Source organism: Pseudomonas sp. Bc-h (assembly GCF_002080045.1).
Taxonomy (GTDB): Bacteria; Pseudomonadota; Gammaproteobacteria; order Pseudomonadales; family Pseudomonadaceae; genus Aquipseudomonas.
On record NZ_MUIN01000017.1, the window covers coordinates 49165 to 63980 of the forward strand.

Sequence of the window (14816 nt, forward strand, 5' to 3'; positions counted from 1 at the left end):
ATGCCTTAATGTTACGGAGGGACTGGAGCGAGTGTTTTGACCTGGCTCAATGAAGCGTTGATCAGAACACCCGTGGCCCTGCTGCTAAAGGAATTGTTGAACTCGGGATGCTCACTGATCCGGCAGTTCATACACCAGAATTTTGTCCGCCTCCATCTGATAGCCGGCATCGGCCAGTTCGCTGGTGCTCGATTTGACCTGCATCGGCCCCTCGATCCAGTACGGCTGATACAACTCGTCGACCTTCACACCCAGCTCACTGGTGACGTGGACGATCTGGTTCGGCGGCGGGGGCGGTACATGGATGCAGGCGCCGAAATACGGCACCAGCAGAAACTCCGTGACGCGGCCTTCTTCGCTGACCTCCAGCGGCACGATGTAACCCGGCAGGCGCACCATCTGGCCGTCGAGCGATTTGACTACTGGCGCGTGGGGCGCCAATTGGTGAGCGGCGGGCGCGGATTCCACTGACAAGGCATCGGCCATTTTCGACAGGTCGTGGATGGGCGCCGTGACCAGTTTCACCGGCGGCGCATCGGGCGGAATCATTTCCTGCCAGGTCAGCACCCGCAGGTCCTGCGCCCACAAGGGGCTTGCGCACAGCAACGACAACAGCACCCACAAGCCACGCATCACAAGGTCCTCACAAACGAATCGACAGGCCATCGGCCAACGACTGGCGATAAGCGCGCCAGGCCGGCACCACGCCCATCAGCAGCGCCGCGCCGAGAATGCCGCCCAGCAGCGTCCATTCATAAGCGCTCGGCAGGGACAGTGGCAAGTACAAACCGTAGTTCGCCTGGACATAACCCTGGGCCGCGGCGATCCCGACGTACAACAACGCAAGGCCGCTGACCGCGCCCGCAAGCGCCAGAGCAAAGGCTTCCAGAATCAACAAACTTGCGATGTGCCAAGGCCGCGCGCCGACTGAACGCAGAATGGCCATTTCTCGACGCCGCTCGTTGAGGCTGGTGAGAATCGCCGTAAGCATGCCGATCAGCCCGGTCAGCACCACGAACAGAGAGATCACGAAGAGTGCCTTTTCGGCAGTGCCCATCAGACTCCATAGCTCCTGCAAAGCCACGCCGGGCAAGATAGCCAGCATGGGCTCGCCACGAAACTCGTTGATCTCACGCTGCAGGGCAAAGGTCGAGATCTTGTTGTTGAGTCCCAGCATGAAGGCGGTGATCGCCGTCGGCGTCAGGTCCATGTTGCGCGCCTGATCGGCAGTGATACGCCCGGCGCCCTGCGCGGGAACGCCGTTGTGCCAGTCGATGTGGATCGCTTCCATGCCGCCGAGGCTGATATGCAACGTGCGGTCTACCGGGGTGCCGGTGCGTTTGAGAATGCCGACGACGGTAAATGGCTTGTCGTCATGCTTGACCAGACTCACCACCGCGACGCCGTGGGCCAGCACCAGTTTGTCGCCAAGTTTGTAATGCAGCGCATCGGCCACTTCGGCGCCCAGTACCACCTCGAATGGGTCGGTGGCGAAGGGGCGGCCATCGGCGATTTGCAGATGTTGCTGGCGGCCGTACTGGTAATGCTCGAAATACGATTCGTTGGTGCCCATCACCCGATAGCCGCGGTGGCTATCACCCAGTGAAATCGGAATCGCCCACTTCACCTGCTTGCTGTTGGCGAAGTGCTCGAAGCTGTCCCAGCGGATGTTGTTGGTGGCGTTGCCGATGCGAAACACCGAATACAGCAGCAGATTCACCGAGCCAGAACGAGCCCCGACAATGAGGTCGGTGCCACTGATGGTGCTGGCGAAGCTGGCGCGGGCTTCGGTGCGCACACGCTCCACGGCCAGCAGCAGGCAGACCGACAACGCGATGGCGAAAGCGGTAAGAAAGGCGGTAAAGCGGCGGTTGGCGAGACTGGCCAACGCCAGGCGAAGAAGATACATCTCAAACCTCGGTGACGACGGCGGCGCGATTGAGCTCGGCCAACGACAGATGACGGTCGAACAGCGGCGCCAGGCTCTGATCATGGCTGACGAACAACAGGCTGGAACCTGCCTCGCGGCATTCGGCAAACAGCAATTTGATGAACGCTTCGCGCGCGTCGGCATCGAGGGCCGAGGTTGGCTCGTCAGCGATCACCAGCTCTGGCTGGCCGATCAATGCGCGGGCAGCGGCGACGCGTTGCTGCTGGCCGATGGACAGCGAGTCGGCGCGACGGCTCAGCAGCTGCGGGTCTTTCAGGCCCAGGTGAGCAAGGAGTGTCGCGGCGGCCTGATCGACGCTGCCATGGCGTTGCGTCGCGCGTTCGGCACGCAGTTTCGAGAAATGGCACGGCAGCTCGACGTTCTCACGCACCGACAGGAACGGCAGCAGGTTGAACTGCTGGAAGATGTAACCCGTGTGATCGACGCGGAAACGGTCGCGTGCGCCCGCCGAAAGTTGCGTCAACTCCTGGCCGAGCAGGCGAATGTTGCCGCGATTGGGTTTTTGTACGCCGCCCAGCAGTCCCAGTAACGTCGTCTTGCCGCTGCCGCTCGGGCCTTTGAGAAACAGGGTTTCGCCTGCTTCCAGACGAAATGCCGGAATATCCAGCAGCTCTGGATGCCCCGGCCAGGCAAAGCCGAGATCGGACAGTTCGATAAGTGCTTGAGTCATGGCCTCAGTCGCATCTGAAAAGTGAACGACCGGCAAGTCCCGGTCGTGTGTGAAGCCATGTTGGTTAAAACTTGACCACTGGATTGCTGGGGCGAACTTCTGCACCCATCTGGCGTTTCGGGGTAACCAGTTGTACCTGAATGGTCTGCGTGGCCGGGAAGCTCTTGAAGAGTTGCGTCAGGTCCAGTTTGTTCAGCACTGCCGGGACGTTGCAGTTGAACTGGTAATGACCGTGGATTTCGCTGTGCTCGTGTTCGTCGGCATCGCCGTCGTCGTGATCGTCATCCTTGTCGCCAAACAACGGGCTTTCGAGCTTCTGTTTGGTGACGGTACAACCTGCGGCTTCGGGAATGCTGAACAGGCCGTGGGGCTTGAGCAGCGTTTCGCGCGCCTGGGCCAGGGTCGCTTTATCGGCATCAGAGGTGGCAGCATGTTCGAAGCCGACAATGTTCATCGCCGGGGTGTCCAGTTCCAGCTCCAGCGTGCGGCCGTCGAGTGCCATGTCCAGACGCGCCACGCCGTGCACATGCGCGCCAAGGCTGCCGTGCTCATGATCGTGGTCATGTTCATCGGCAGCGTGAGCGAGAGCAAGGGGCAGCAGCGCGAAGGGCAGGGCGAGAAGCAGACGACGCATAGGGGAGGGCTCCAGAGAAGATGAAAAAGTTGTTATGTGATCTTATAACAATAAGTCACGCCGTTTATTAACTTTTTTGCCATGGCGCAGCATCAGGCGATTAGGTGCAGCGTGGGAAATCCTGTGGGACCATGCCGCTCAGTCAACCAGAGGACACACATCATGCTGCGAATCCGTGGAACCGTCGGCGATCTGGCCGTGGATCTGACCGTTGAAATGGACGAGAGCGATTGGGCTCGGCTGGGCTCGCAGTTGGGCGTGCAATTGCAGGAAAGCAAACCCGCAGGCGAGTCAGTTACCAAGCCGGTTGCCAATCGCAACGATGCGGTCTGGGATATAGCTCAAGACCTGCTGCGCAAGGCCGGGCACATGAGCGGGCCGGATCTGCTTGGGCAACTGGAAGGGCTGGCGGGAAGTACTGCGGCGGGCAAGCGATTGATGGTGCGCATGCGCCACAGCTCCAACGTGAAAGTCGAAAGCCATGGCGATGCGCCGGAGTATCACTGGGTCGATCAGTAAAGCGCAGCGAACAACTTGCGGCGGTAGGTCGTAACGAGCGGGTGGTCGTTGCCCAGCAGGTCGAATACCTGCAGCAACGTCTTGTGCGGCTGGCCTTCGTTGTAATTTCGATTGCGGATGAACAGCTTCAGCAAGCCTTCCAGCGCGGCGTCGTATTGCTGGCGGGAGAGCTGATGAATCGCCAGTTGATGCGCCGCTTCGTCATCCTGCGGGTTTTGCGCCAGACGAGTCTTCAGAGTGGCGGCATCCGGCAGGGCTTTCGCTTCGCCGAGGAACGTCAGCTGAGCTTTCGCACCGGCCAGCGCGGCTTTGTGGTCGTCACTCTTGACCGCATCCAGCACAGTGCGCGCTTCGTTCAGTTCGCCACGTTCAGCCAGGCAGCGCGCGTACAGAATAAGCGCGGCGGCGTTGGTGTTGTCTTCGCTCAGAATGGTCTGCAGAACGGCTTCGGCCTCAGCGAAATGGCTCGCGGCGAACATTTCCTGAGCGGTTTGCAGTGGGTCAGCGGCAGCAGGCGGCGGCATCTGCACATGAGGCTCGAGCAGCTTGCGGATCTCGGACTCGGGCTGGGCACCGGCGAAACCATCCACCGGCTGGCCATCCTTGAACAGCACCACGGTCGGCAGGCTGCGAATACCGAAGCGGCCGACGATGTCCTGCTCGGCGTCGCAGTCGACCTTGGCCAGCAGCAACTCCCCCTGGTAACTCTCGGCGATTTGCTGCAGCAGCGGCATCAGCACTTTGCATGGCGCGCACCACTCGGCCCAGAAATCCACCAGCACCGGTTTGTGAAAGGAATTCTCGATGACCAACTGATCGAAAGTGGCAGTGGTCGCATCGAAGATGTACGGCGTGTCCTGGCTCATCGCAAGTCTCGAAAAAGGCTTAATGGGGCCAACTATAAAGGGCTGGGGGGATTGTCGAAAGCGGGGTGTTTCGAAGTACAGGAATTCCCGCTTCGCCCAAGTATCAACGGGCGGCGTGATACAGGCTCACGTTGCGAAACTCCCAAGGCTCCGCCAGATCGGGCAGGGTGAGGGCTTCCAGCATTCCCAGTCGCCGATACAGCGGATGCTGAAAATCCCGGACTCGCGAATCCGCCACCAGTGCCTCTTTGCCGCGACTCAGAAACTGATCCAGCAACGGCAGATTGGCGCGGTCGTAGAGCACGTCGGCCACCAGAATCAGGTCGAAGCGGTCTTGCTCGGCAAAGAAGTCCGCCGAGTAACCCAGCGTTACGCCGTTGAGTTCTGCGTTGGCCTTGCACGACGCGATGGCGACGGGATCGAGATCGCACGCCACCACTTCCAGCGCGCCAGCCTTCATTGCAGCAATGCCCGCGACACCCGAACCGGCACCGAAATCAAGCACGCGCTTGCCCTCGACCCACTCCCGATGCTCGGCCAGAAACCGCGCCAGCGCCAGGCCGCTGGCCCAGCAGAAGCTCCAGTAGGGTGGATCTTCGAGGATGCGACGCGTCTCGTCCGGGCTGAAGGCGCGATCCATCTTGTCTGCATCGATGAGCCACAACTTCAGGTCGGTACCAGGCAGCGGCTCGGCGACCAGTCGGGCATCGCCCAGCAGTTCGCTCAATGCCGCCTGCAGGTGGAACGGGGGTGTCATGGCGCGGTGACGAATTGCAGCTGGCCCAGCGACTGCGTTTCAGGCTTGGCGATCAGCACCGACGGCAGGTGCAGGATCAATTGCCCCGACTGGCTGGCGCGGCCGCGCAACTCAACCCGTGCACCTTGCGGGAATGCCTCTGGATTGAAGCGCAACTGGAAGGGCAGCGATTTGTTGTTGCCGGTAAGGATCGTGCTGCTCAGCAGCTTTTGCGGGCGATTGCGCTCGTCGATCACCAGCAACGCCAGCTCGACTTCGGCGCCGGCGGGGACGCCCAGCAACTGCCCGCTCAACTCGCGCTGATAAGGCAGCAGCGGGCCTGGGCCTTCCGGCAGTTTGATCGCGTTGGGTGCAGGCTTGGCGGGCGCTGCGGGTTTGGGCGGCTCAGTGGTGCTACAGGCGGCGAGCAGGCCGACCAGGCTGATTACAGCAAGCGAACGTAGCGTCATGAACGGCTCCAGCAAAAAACAGAATCGAGTGAGATATGCGAGGTAGACGCAGTATCGCCGAGGGTGACAGCTTTCGCTGCACCGGATGCGCGTCTATATACCTCAAACCCCGAGACTTGTCTTGCCGGTGGGATGCGCTACCATGGCCCTCCCTTTTTTTGTTGCCTGCCACCATGCACTGTCCCTTTTGCGGTGCCAACGACACCAAAGTCATTGACTCGCGCCTTGTAGCCGAAGGCGATCAGGTTCGTCGCCGTCGTGAATGCGTCGCTTGCGGCGAACGTTTCACCACATTCGAGACCGCCGAACTGGTCCTTCCTCGTCTGATCAAGCAAGACGGCAGCCGTCAGCCCTTCGATGAAGAGAAGCTGCGCGCCGGCATGCAGCGTGCGCTGGAAAAGCGCCCGGTCAGCGTCGAGCGGCTTGAAGCCGCCCTTGCACACATCAAAAGCAAGCTGCGAGCGACCGGCGAGCGTGAGGTCAAATCACTGATCGTTGGCGAACTGGTCATGGGCGAGCTGCAAAAACTCGACGAAGTGGCCTATATCCGCTTTGCTTCGGTGTATCGGCGGTTCCAGGACCTCAACGAATTCCGCGAAGAAATCGACCGACTGGCCCGTGAGCCGGTTAAAGAGTGAGCATGTCCTCCACAGAGCAAAGCGTGCTCGACGCGTTTTACATGGCGCGAGCGCTGGAACTGGCACGCAAGGGCGTCTACTCGACGCACCCCAATCCACGGGTCGGCTGCGTGATCGTGCGCGACGGCGAAGTGGTTGGCGAAGGTTGGCACGTTCGCGCGGGCGAGCCCCACGCTGAGGTTCATGCGCTGCGTCAGGCCGGCGAAAGAGCCCGTGGCGCAACTGCCTACGTCACCCTCGAACCCTGCAGCCATCATGGACGCACGCCGCCTTGCGCCGAAGCGCTGGTCAATGCCGGCGTCGGTCGCGTGGTCGCCGCGATGCAAGACCCCAACCCCGATGTCGCCGGACGCGGCCTGTTGCGTCTGATGAGCGCCGGTATCGCTGTACAGAGCGGCGTGCTGGAAGGCGAGGCGCGGGCGATCAACAAGGGCTTCCTCAAACGCATGGAACACGGCCTGCCTTATGTGCGGGTCAAGTTGGCGATGAGTCTCGACGGCCGCACGGCCATGGCCAGCGGCGAAAGCCAGTGGATTACAGGGCCCGAAGCGCGCTCGGCGGTGCAGCGTCTGCGTGCCCAGTCGAGTGTGGTATTGACCGGTGCCGACACAGTGCTGGCCGATAATGCGCGGCTCACCGTTCGCCCCGATGAGCTGGGCCTGAATGCCGAACTGACCGCCCTGGCCATGACCCGCCCGCCGTTGCGTGTGCTGATCGATGGCCGTCTGCGGGTGCCCCTGGACTCGCCGTTCTTCAAGGCGGGCAGTGCCTTGGTTGTCACTTGCGCGGCGGCATCGGCGCGCGAGCGCTATCACGATGAAGGCCATGAAATGCTCGCGCTGGCGAGCAGCGGGGGGCATGTCGATCTGCGCAAATTGCTGGTCGAGCTGGCCGCCCGTGGCGTCAACGACGTGCTGGTCGAGGCCGGTCCCAAACTCGCAGGCGCTTTCACTCGTTTGGGTCTGGTCGACGAATTCCAGATTTTCGTCGCCGGCAAGTTCATGGGCTCCTCGGCGCGTCCGCTGCTGGACCTGCCGCTGGCACAAATGAACGAGGCGTTCGAACTGAAAATCGTCGAAATGCGCGCAATCGGAAATGACTGGCGAGTCATCGCAATACCTGCGACGAGCGCGAGCGTATAATTTTCGGCCATCGTATCAACGCTGGCCCTGTTCTCCCGGAGGACCCATGTTTACCGGCATTATCGAATCCATCGGCAGCATCCGCGCCATTACTCCCAAAGGCGGCGATGTCCGCGTTTATGTAGAGACCGGCAAACTCGACCTTTGCGACGTCAAGCTTGGCGACAGCATCGCTGTCAACGGCGTGTGCCTGACTGCAGTCGAACTGCCGGGCGACGGCTTCTGGGCAGACGTCAGCCGCGAAACGCTCGACGTCACGGCGTTCGTCGATCTGAAGACCGGCAGCCGCGTCAATCTGGAAAAAGCCCTGACCCCGACCACGCGCCTGGGCGGCCACCTGGTCAGCGGTCACGTCGACGGCGTTGGCGAAGTGCTGTCCCGCGAAGAAAACGCCCGTGCGATCCAGTTCCGCATGCGTGCTCCGCGTGAGCTGGCCAAGTACATCTCACACAAGGGTTCTATCACCGTCGATGGCACCAGCCTGACCGTGAACGCCGTCAATGGCGCCGAATTCGAGCTGACCATCGTGCCGCACACCCTGTCCGAGACGATCATGGGCGACTACCGCCCGGGCCGTAAGATCAACCTTGAGGTGGATCTGCTGGCACGTTACCTGGAGCGCTTGCTGCTCGGTGACAAGGCGGCCGACCCGACGCCGGCCCAGGGCGGCAACATTACTGAAAGCTTTCTGGCCGCCAACGGCTACCTCAAATCCTGAATTGAAGGGGGTGCCGCGTGGCGCTCAACAGCATCGAAGAACTGGTTGAAGACATTCGCCAAGGCAAGATGGTCATCCTCATGGATGACGAAGATCGCGAGAACGAAGGTGATCTGATCATGGCCTCCGAATGCGTCAAGGCCGAGCACATCAACTTCATGGCGCGTTACGCCCGTGGCCTGATCTGCATGCCGATGACCCGCGAGAAGTGCGAAACCCTGAAGCTGCCGCTGATGGCTCCGCGCAACGGCTCGGGCTTCGGCACCAAGTTCACCGTTTCCATCGAAGCCGCCGAAGGCGTGACCACCGGTATTTCCGCTGCTGACCGCGCCCGCACCGTTCAGGCCGCCGCCGCGAAGGATGCCAAGGCCGAAGATATCGTCAGCCCGGGCCACATCTTCCCGCTGATGGCACAGGCGGGCGGCACCCTGTCCCGCGCCGGTCACACCGAAGCAGCGTGCGATCTGGCGCGCATGGCCGGTTTCGAGCCGACTGGCGTGATCTGTGAGGTCATGAATGACGACGGCACCATGTCCCGCCGTGCTGAACTCGAAACCTTCGCCGCCGAGCACAACATCAAGATCGGCACCATCGCCGACCTGATCCATTACCGGATGATCCACGAACGTACCGTTCAGCGGATTGCCGAGCAGCCTCTGGACAGCGAACTGGGCCAGTTCAATCTGGTGACCTATCGTGATTCGGTCGAAGGTGATGTTCACCTGGCGCTGACCCTGGGCAAGGTTTGCGCGGATGAACCGACACTGGTTCGGGTGCACAACATGGACCCGCTGCGCGACCTGCTGATGGTCAAACAGCCCGGCCGCTGGAGCCTGCGTGCCGCCATGACGGCGGTTGCAGAGGCAGGGAGCGGTGTCGTTCTGCTGCTCGGTCACCCCCTCGATGGCGATGCCGTTCTGGCCCATGTGCGGGAAACCGCAGGCGCAGCACCGGTCAAGACGCCGACCACTTACAGCACCGTTGGCGCTGGTTCGCAGATCCTTCGCGACCTTGGCGTACGAAAAATGCGCCTGATGAGTTCGCCAATGAAGTTCAACGCGATATCCGGTTTCGATCTGGAAGTTGTAGAATACGTGCCCTCCGAATAAAGACTGGCAGGTCAGGGGCTGTGAAAACGCTGATGTTTTCGCGGTTTTTGTTCCTGCGGTCGCCGATTCGTGGCCTAAAATCCCAGCACGCGCGCCTGATGCGCGCTTGCTTGCTCTTTAATACGAGAACACGAGACTCAGCCGAATGACCCTGAAGACCATCGAAGGTACCTTCATCGCCCCCCAAGGTCGCTATGCCCTGGTGGTTGGCCGCTTCAACAGCTTCGTCGTCGAAAGCCTGGTGAGCGGTGCCGTTGATGCCCTGGTTCGCCATGGCGTGAGCGAAAGCGACATCACCATCATCCGCGCGCCGGGTGCTTTCGAAATTCCGCTGGTAGTACAGAAAGTCGCTCAACGCAGCGAGTTCTCCGCGATCATCGCCCTGGGCGCCGTGATCCGTGGCGGTACTCCGCACTTCGAATACGTTGCCGGCGAATGCACCAAAGGCCTGGCTCAGGTTTCCATGGAGTTCGGTGTGCCAGTCGCTTTCGGCGTACTGACCGTCGATTCCATCGAACAAGCCATCGAACGTTCCGGCACCAAGGCCGGTAACAAAGGTGCCGAAGCTGCGCTGTCCGCCATCGAGATGGTCAGCCTGTTGGCGCAGTTGGAGGCCAAGTGATTAACGACGAAAGCGATCAGTTCAACCCGCGCGACCCACGCCCGGCCGACGCTGGCAAACCATCGAAGAGTGAAAAGCGCCGTGCTGCGCGCAAGCTTGCCATGCAGGCGCTCTACCAATGGCACATGGCCAAGCAGTCGCTGAACGAAATCGAAGCACAGTTCCGTGTCGACAACGATTTCAGCGATGTCGACGCCGCCTACTTCCGTGAAATCCTGCACGGGGTTCCTGCGAAGAAGGCTGAGATCGACGTCGCGCTGACGCCATGCCTGGACATCACCATCGACGAGCTGGACCCGGTTGAACTGGCCGTATTGCGCCTGTCCACCTGGGAGTTCCTCGAGCGCATCGACGTGCCGTATCGCGTGGTGATCAACGAAGGCATCGAGCTGGCGAAAGTCTACGGTTCGACCGACGGCCACAAGTTCGTCAACGGCGTACTCGACAAGCTGGCTCCGCGTCTGCGCGAAGTCGAAGTCAAGGCTCACAAGCGCTGAGGCGTCTGGGTCTCTCCAGAACCTCTAGTGTTTGACGCCATGGGCGAGTTCGAGCTGATCCGCAATTACTTCGCCGCCGCGCCTTGTGCGCAGCCCGGCGAAGGTGTCGCATTGGGAATCGGCGACGACTGCGCCCTGTTGTCGGTGGCCTCTGGCGAACAGCTGGCGATATCCACCGACACGCTGGTGGCCGGGGTGCATTTCCCCGACGTCTGCGATCCTTTCCTGCTGGGCCAGCGTGCCCTCGGCGTCTCTGCCAGCGATCTGGCAGCGATGGGCGCCAACCCCATTGGCTTTACCCTCGCACTGACCTTGCCGGACGTTTCCGCCGACTGGCTGCAGGCGTTCGCCCGCGGTTTGAACGACATGGCCCAAGGCTGCTCAATGCGCCTGATTGGCGGAGATACCACCCGTGGGCCGTTGAGCCTGACGGTGACGGTGTTCGGTTCAGTTCCCTCTGGTAAGGCATTGACCCGCGGCGGCGCTCAAGTCGGTGATCTGCTGTGCGTCGGCGGCCCGCTGGGCGATGGTGCCGGGGCATTGCCGCTGGTGTTGAACCAGCGCAGCACCGAGGCGTCTACCACACAGGCTCTGCTGGCGCGCTACTGGTCGCCGCAGCCGCAGTTCGAGCTGGGCCTGGCGTTGCGCGACAAGGCCACGGCGGCGCTGGACATCTCCGACGGCTTGCTCGCCGATTGTGGGCATATCGCGTTGGCATCGGGCGTACGCTTGCTGGTCGAGCGCGACAAGTTGCCGATGTCTGACGCGCTAAAGGCGTTTTTCGATCCTGATGAAGCGCTCAATGCCGCGCTTAGTGGCGGTGACGACTACAGACTGGCGTTCACATTGCCGCCATCATGGTTGGCTGATCTGCTTGCCGCTGGTCAGCCCGTGTTCGTTATCGGGCAGGTCGTCGAGGGGCAGGGCGTGGCGCTTATCGATGAACATGGACAGGACGTCACTCCGTTGACTCGGGGTTATCAACATTTTCGGGAGACACGGTGACAGACCATCCTAATCAGGTCCCGGCGGAAAACGTTCCGCCGTCGGTATGGACCAACCCCTGGCATTTCCTGGCCTTCGGCTTCGGTTCCGGCACCTTGCCCAAGGCGCCCGGCACCTGGGGCTCGATGGTTGCCGTGCCGTTCATTCCACTGTGGCAAATGTTGCCGGATTGGGGCTACTGGCTGATGCTGGGGCTGACCATGCTGTTCGGCTTCTGGCTATGCGGCAAAGTGGCGGACGATCTGCGCGTGCATGACCACGAGGGCATCGTCTGGGACGAAATGGTCGGCATGTGGATAACCCTGTGGCTGGTGCCCGAAGGCTGGGTCTGGCTGTTGGTGGGTTTTCTGGTGTTCCGCTTCTTCGACATTCTCAAACCGTGGCCCATTCACTGGATCGACAAACACGTACACGGCGGCGTCGGCATCATGCTCGACGATGTTCTGGCGGGCGTTTTTGCCTGGTTGGCGATGCAGGGTCTAGTCTGGGTGTGGGGAGTGATATAGGAAACGAGCCATGGGCCGCGTTGGGATGAAATGGCTGCTGGGGCTGTCGCTGTTGGTTGGGTTGTGGATGGCGGCCGATGTAGCGTCTGCCGACGAGAAACCCGATGACATCGTGTTGGTCAGCGAACAGTGGAATGCCTACACCGAAGCGGACGGAACCGGCTTGGGCTGGGACTTGATGCGTGAAGTCTTCGAGCCCGCCGGAATCAAGGTCCAGTCCCGTATCGAACCCTATACCCGCGCGGTCGGCCTGGTGCAGCGCGGGGAAGCGGACGCCTGGGTCGGCGCCTACGAAAATGAGGTCGAAGGCACGCTGTACCCCAAATGGCATTACGACACTGACGAAATCTACGCAGTGGGTCTTGCCTCTAACCCCGCTCCGACGTTGAAGACCCTGGGAAGCTATCGGCTGGCCTGGGTTCGCGGCTATGAGTTTCAGCATTATCTTCCCAACGTAAAACATTTCAACGAGGTCGCCCGACGCGATCACATCCTGCCGATGCTCGAGCACGCGCGAGCCGATCTGTACATTGACGCCAAGCCGGAAGTGGATTTCATCCTCGCGCAGAGCAAGGAGCCCCAGCGGTTTCGCACGACTTATCTGACGGCTATCCCGCTCTATCTCAGTTTTGCAGACAACGAGCGAGGCCGTTTCCTGCGTGATCTATTCGATGAGCGCATAGCGCAACTGGTCCGTTCAGGCAAGCTGCGGCCAATATTCGTGCGCTGGAAACAGCCCTATCCGTTCGACACAGGCGATGCTGCGGGCAAGGCCGGGGCCAGACAATGATCAAACTTCCTGATCTGAATGGCCGACAATTCAGCCTAAGCGCCTGCGGGTACCTGCTGTTACAATGCCGCCTTGCTAATTTCCAGTCCTCATACTGATCAGGAGCACACGGTGCCCGTCGTATTTGTCGCGGCTTCCAAGCTGCCTACCCCTTTTGCCACTTTCAAAATGAACGGCTTCCTCGAGCAGGAAACCGGTCGCGAGCACGTAGTACTTAGCCTCGGCGATGTGTCGGATGGCGCCCCCGTTCTCGGTCGCGTGCATTCCGAGTGTCTGACAGGCGATGCCTTGTTCAGCCAGCGCTGCGATTGCGGTTCCCAACTCGAGGCTGCTTTGCGCGCCATTGCGGCTGAAGGTCGGGGTGTTCTGTTGTACCTGCGTCAGGAAGGACGCGGCATTGGCTTGATGAACAAGATCCGTGCTTATGAACTGCAGGACGGCGGTGCTGATACTGTCGAAGCGAACGAACGCCTGGGCTTTGCGGCCGACCAACGTGATTACGCGATCTGCTTGCCGATGCTGGAGCATCTGGGCGTGAAGTCGCTGCGTCTGATGACCAACAACCCGCGTAAGGTCAAAGCACTGACCGACATGGGCATCACTGTCGCCGAGCGCGTGCCGCTGCACACTGGCCACAACCCGCACAACAAGCTGTATCTGGCGACCAAGGCGGGGAAACTCGGTCACATGATGGGTAATGAACATCAGAGCGAGGTCGATCCGGCGTGACACGCGGCAACGTGCGCCGTCGTCTGGCGCTGGCGTGGTGGCGGCAACTGGCATTGACGCTGGGGCCGCTGCTGGTTGTCTGCGTGTTTTTCGGCGGCGACGAAGCGACCACCACCCCGTCGGTGTTCGCCATGCCACTGTTCATCGCAGGCATCGCCTCGATGTTTCTGAGTCTCAAGCCATTCGGCGTCTATAAGCGGTCGTTGATCGCAACGCAAAAAGCACTCGACACCCCTGAAGAGCCCGCCGCCTGGTTGCGCCTCGCGGCAGATCGGCGCACGGCGTTTCTGTTCGCCGGTATTCCCGCCTGGATCGCTGCGCTGGCGGTGTTCGCCGATCTGGAAGCCGTGCCGCTCGCCCTGTTGGCGTTGTCCAGTGTCGTGCTGTTGTACCTCTATCGCATCCCTCGCCAGTTGGCATGATGCGCCGGCTGATCGCCTGTTTGCTGGTGCTGATGGCGGGGCAGTGTATCGCTGCTGAACGTGTTGTCAGCCTCGCGCCTTCGCTCACTGAAATCGTCGTTGAACTGGGTGCCGAAGATTTGCTGGTCGGTGTGCTCGATGGTGGCGAGCGTCCCGCTCAACTCGCAGCCGTGCCGTCGGTTGGGCATTACGGGCAGTTGGAGATGGAAAGGTTGCTGAGTTTGCAGCCCAGCCTTTTGCTGCTCTGGCCCGGCAGCGTCAGCGCTGCTCAACGCGATCAGCTGCAGCGTTTGCATATCCCGACCTTCACTGCCGAGCCGCATTCGCTGGATGAGCTGGCGGACCAGATCGAGCAGATCGGCGCGCGTCTAGGGCGCGGCGAGCGTGGGCGTCAGGTGGCAGGGGAGTTTCGTCAGCGGCTGGTTGAGCTGCGTCAGCGCTATCACCGCGATGCACCCATCAGCGTGTTTTATCAGGTGTGGAATCAGCCGCTGTACACGGTGGGTGGTGGTCAGATCATCAGTGATGCGTTGAGCGTGTGCGGCGCGCGGAATGTGTTTGATGACCTGAGTCAGCCAGCGCCGCAGGTGAGTCTGGAAGCTGTATTGCAGCGAAACCCCGAAATCGTTGTCGCAGGCTCGGTTTCCCAGCTGAGCATGTGGAAAGCCTGGCCCTCGTTGAAAGCACGCTTTGTGGTGGTGCCGGACACAGGCGTCGAGCGGCCGAGTGGGCAGATGGTGGGGGCGGTGCAAAAGTTATGTGAAAGTCTTTTTCCCGGGCCAACTCAATAAT

At 61.1% G+C, this 14816-nt stretch carries 20 protein-coding genes; 13 read left to right on the forward strand and 7 right to left on the reverse strand.

The features are described 5' to 3' along the window. Positions 1-111: 111 nt before the first annotated feature. The 4 genes from BWR59_RS29625 to BWR59_RS29640 form a co-directional block, all read right to left on the reverse strand. On the reverse strand, positions 112-633 hold the full coding sequence (locus tag BWR59_RS29625) for a DUF3299 domain-containing protein (protein WP_081569221.1): 522 nt from the start codon (positions 631-633) through the stop codon (positions 112-114). A 10-nt stretch (positions 634-643) separates the two neighbouring features. Beyond that, positions 644-1909, reverse strand: coding sequence for an ABC transporter permease (locus BWR59_RS29630; RefSeq protein ID WP_081569222.1), 1266 nt, complete (start codon positions 1907-1909; stop codon positions 644-646). Position 1910: 1 nt separating this feature from the next. Next, positions 1911-2621, reverse strand: coding sequence for an ABC transporter ATP-binding protein (locus BWR59_RS29635; protein WP_081569223.1), 711 nt, complete (start codon positions 2619-2621; stop codon positions 1911-1913). A gap of 64 nt (positions 2622-2685) precedes the next feature. Continuing rightward, positions 2686-3255 carry a DUF2796 domain-containing protein gene (locus tag BWR59_RS29640; RefSeq protein ID WP_081569224.1) on the reverse strand — a complete coding sequence of 190 codons (570 nt, stop codon included), beginning with the start codon at positions 3253-3255 and terminating at the stop codon, positions 2686-2688. A gap of 162 nt (positions 3256-3417) precedes the next feature. Here BWR59_RS29640 and BWR59_RS29645 point away from each other — a divergent pair, with 162 nt between their 5' ends. Next, a complete protein-coding gene (locus BWR59_RS29645) occupies positions 3418-3774 on the forward strand; it encodes a hypothetical protein (protein ID WP_081569225.1) in 357 nt (118 codons plus the stop codon). Here the strand turns inward: BWR59_RS29645 and trxA are convergent. The 3 genes from trxA to BWR59_RS29660 form a co-directional block, all read right to left on the reverse strand. Continuing rightward, positions 3768-4640, reverse strand: a complete 873-nt coding sequence (trxA, locus tag BWR59_RS29650; RefSeq protein WP_081569226.1) for a thioredoxin — start codon at positions 4638-4640, stop codon at positions 3768-3770. The genes BWR59_RS29645 and trxA overlap by 7 nt on opposite strands. Positions 4641-4743: 103 nt before the next feature. Beyond that, complete coding sequence (locus BWR59_RS29655; protein ID WP_081569227.1) at positions 4744-5397, reverse strand: 50S ribosomal protein L11 methyltransferase; 654 nt, start codon at positions 5395-5397, stop codon at positions 4744-4746. Further along, positions 5394-5846, reverse strand: a complete 453-nt coding sequence (locus BWR59_RS29660; protein ID WP_081569228.1) for a YbaY family lipoprotein — start codon at positions 5844-5846, stop codon at positions 5394-5396. Before BWR59_RS29660 ends, BWR59_RS29655 begins: the two co-directional genes overlap by 4 nt. A 173-nt stretch (positions 5847-6019) precedes the next feature. Between BWR59_RS29660 and nrdR the strand changes: the two genes are divergently transcribed. The 12 genes from nrdR to BWR59_RS29720 all read left to right on the forward strand — a co-directional run bounded on the left by nrdR (position 6020) and on the right by BWR59_RS29720 (position 14815). Then, on the forward strand, positions 6020-6484 hold the full coding sequence (gene nrdR / locus BWR59_RS29665) for a transcriptional regulator NrdR (protein ID WP_165869747.1): 465 nt from the start codon (positions 6020-6022) through the stop codon (positions 6482-6484). Positions 6485-6486: 2 nt separating this feature from the next. After that, a complete protein-coding gene (gene ribD, locus BWR59_RS29670) occupies positions 6487-7626 on the forward strand; it encodes a bifunctional diaminohydroxyphosphoribosylaminopyrimidine deaminase/5-amino-6-(5-phosphoribosylamino)uracil reductase RibD (RefSeq protein WP_081569230.1) in 1140 nt (379 codons plus the stop codon). Positions 7627-7672: 46 nt separating this feature from the next. Further along, positions 7673-8344, forward strand: coding sequence for a riboflavin synthase (locus BWR59_RS29675; protein WP_081569231.1), 672 nt, complete (start codon positions 7673-7675; stop codon positions 8342-8344). Positions 8345-8361: 17 nt separating this feature from the next. Continuing rightward, positions 8362-9453 (forward strand): bifunctional 3,4-dihydroxy-2-butanone-4-phosphate synthase/GTP cyclohydrolase II, encoded by a 1092-nt coding sequence (gene ribBA / locus BWR59_RS29680; protein ID WP_081569232.1) that lies wholly within the window; start codon positions 8362-8364, stop codon positions 9451-9453. A gap of 145 nt (positions 9454-9598) precedes the next feature. Then, positions 9599-10075 (forward strand): 6,7-dimethyl-8-ribityllumazine synthase, encoded by a 477-nt coding sequence (gene ribE / locus BWR59_RS29685; protein ID WP_074756916.1) that lies wholly within the window; start codon positions 9599-9601, stop codon positions 10073-10075. Beyond that, a complete protein-coding gene (nusB, locus tag BWR59_RS29690) occupies positions 10072-10572 on the forward strand; it encodes a transcription antitermination factor NusB (protein ID WP_081569233.1) in 501 nt (166 codons plus the stop codon). Before ribE ends, nusB begins: the two co-directional genes overlap by 4 nt. A gap of 39 nt (positions 10573-10611) precedes the next feature. Further along, positions 10612-11577, forward strand: coding sequence for a thiamine-phosphate kinase (gene thiL, locus BWR59_RS29695; RefSeq protein WP_081569403.1), 966 nt, complete (start codon positions 10612-10614; stop codon positions 11575-11577). After that, positions 11574-12083, forward strand: a complete 510-nt coding sequence (locus BWR59_RS29700) for a phosphatidylglycerophosphatase A (protein WP_081569234.1) — start codon at positions 11574-11576, stop codon at positions 12081-12083. The genes thiL and BWR59_RS29700 overlap by 4 nt, the downstream gene beginning before the upstream one ends. 67 nt (positions 12084-12150) lie before the next feature. Next, entirely contained in the window at positions 12151-12873 is a 723-nt protein-coding gene (locus BWR59_RS29705) for a transporter substrate-binding domain-containing protein (RefSeq protein ID WP_143490988.1), read from the forward strand. Between the two features lie 111 nt (positions 12874-12984). Continuing rightward, entirely contained in the window at positions 12985-13602 is a 618-nt protein-coding gene (ribA, locus tag BWR59_RS29710; protein ID WP_081569235.1) for a GTP cyclohydrolase II, read from the forward strand. After that, positions 13599-14024: an MFS transporter gene (locus BWR59_RS29715; protein WP_081569236.1), complete on the forward strand. Its 426-nt coding sequence runs from the start codon at positions 13599-13601 to the stop codon at positions 14022-14024. Before ribA ends, BWR59_RS29715 begins: the two co-directional genes overlap by 4 nt. Then, positions 14024-14815, forward strand: coding sequence for a cobalamin-binding protein (locus BWR59_RS29720; protein WP_081569405.1), 792 nt, complete (start codon positions 14024-14026; stop codon positions 14813-14815). Before BWR59_RS29715 ends, BWR59_RS29720 begins: the two co-directional genes overlap by 1 nt. Position 14816 lies beyond the last annotated feature (1 nt).

What these genes read in the sequence shown, in the direction of transcription:
- thiL (WP_081569403.1), top strand. Translation starts at nt 10,612, where the DNA reads ATGGGCGAGTTCGAGCTGATCCGCAATTACTTCGCCGCCGCGCCTTGT.
- BWR59_RS29630 (WP_081569222.1), bottom strand. Translation starts at nt 1,909, where the DNA reads ATGTATCTTCTTCGCCTGGCGTTGGCCAGTCTCGCCAACCGCCGCTTT.
- BWR59_RS29635 (WP_081569223.1), bottom strand. Translation starts at nt 2,621, where the DNA reads ATGACTCAAGCACTTATCGAACTGTCCGATCTCGGCTTTGCCTGGCCG.
- BWR59_RS29655 (WP_081569227.1), bottom strand. Translation starts at nt 5,397, where the DNA reads ATGACACCCCCGTTCCACCTGCAGGCGGCATTGAGCGAACTGCTGGGC.
- BWR59_RS29675 (WP_081569231.1), top strand. Translation starts at nt 7,673, where the DNA reads ATGTTTACCGGCATTATCGAATCCATCGGCAGCATCCGCGCCATTACT.
- ribD (WP_081569230.1), top strand. Translation starts at nt 6,487, where the DNA reads ATGTCCTCCACAGAGCAAAGCGTGCTCGACGCGTTTTACATGGCGCGA.
- trxA (WP_081569226.1), bottom strand. Translation starts at nt 4,640, where the DNA reads ATGAGCCAGGACACGCCGTACATCTTCGATGCGACCACTGCCACTTTC.
- BWR59_RS29645 (WP_081569225.1), top strand. Translation starts at nt 3,418, where the DNA reads ATGCTGCGAATCCGTGGAACCGTCGGCGATCTGGCCGTGGATCTGACC.
- BWR59_RS29720 (WP_081569405.1), top strand. Translation starts at nt 14,024, where the DNA reads ATGCGCCGGCTGATCGCCTGTTTGCTGGTGCTGATGGCGGGGCAGTGT.
- BWR59_RS29705 (WP_143490988.1), top strand. Translation starts at nt 12,151, where the DNA reads ATGGCGGCCGATGTAGCGTCTGCCGACGAGAAACCCGATGACATCGTG.
- BWR59_RS29660 (WP_081569228.1), bottom strand. Translation starts at nt 5,846, where the DNA reads ATGACGCTACGTTCGCTTGCTGTAATCAGCCTGGTCGGCCTGCTCGCC.
- BWR59_RS29625 (WP_081569221.1), bottom strand. Translation starts at nt 633, where the DNA reads ATGCGTGGCTTGTGGGTGCTGTTGTCGTTGCTGTGCGCAAGCCCCTTG.
- ribE (WP_074756916.1), top strand. Translation starts at nt 9,599, where the DNA reads ATGACCCTGAAGACCATCGAAGGTACCTTCATCGCCCCCCAAGGTCGC.
- BWR59_RS29640 (WP_081569224.1), bottom strand. Translation starts at nt 3,255, where the DNA reads ATGCGTCGTCTGCTTCTCGCCCTGCCCTTCGCGCTGCTGCCCCTTGCT.
- nrdR (WP_165869747.1), top strand. Translation starts at nt 6,020, where the DNA reads ATGCACTGTCCCTTTTGCGGTGCCAACGACACCAAAGTCATTGACTCG.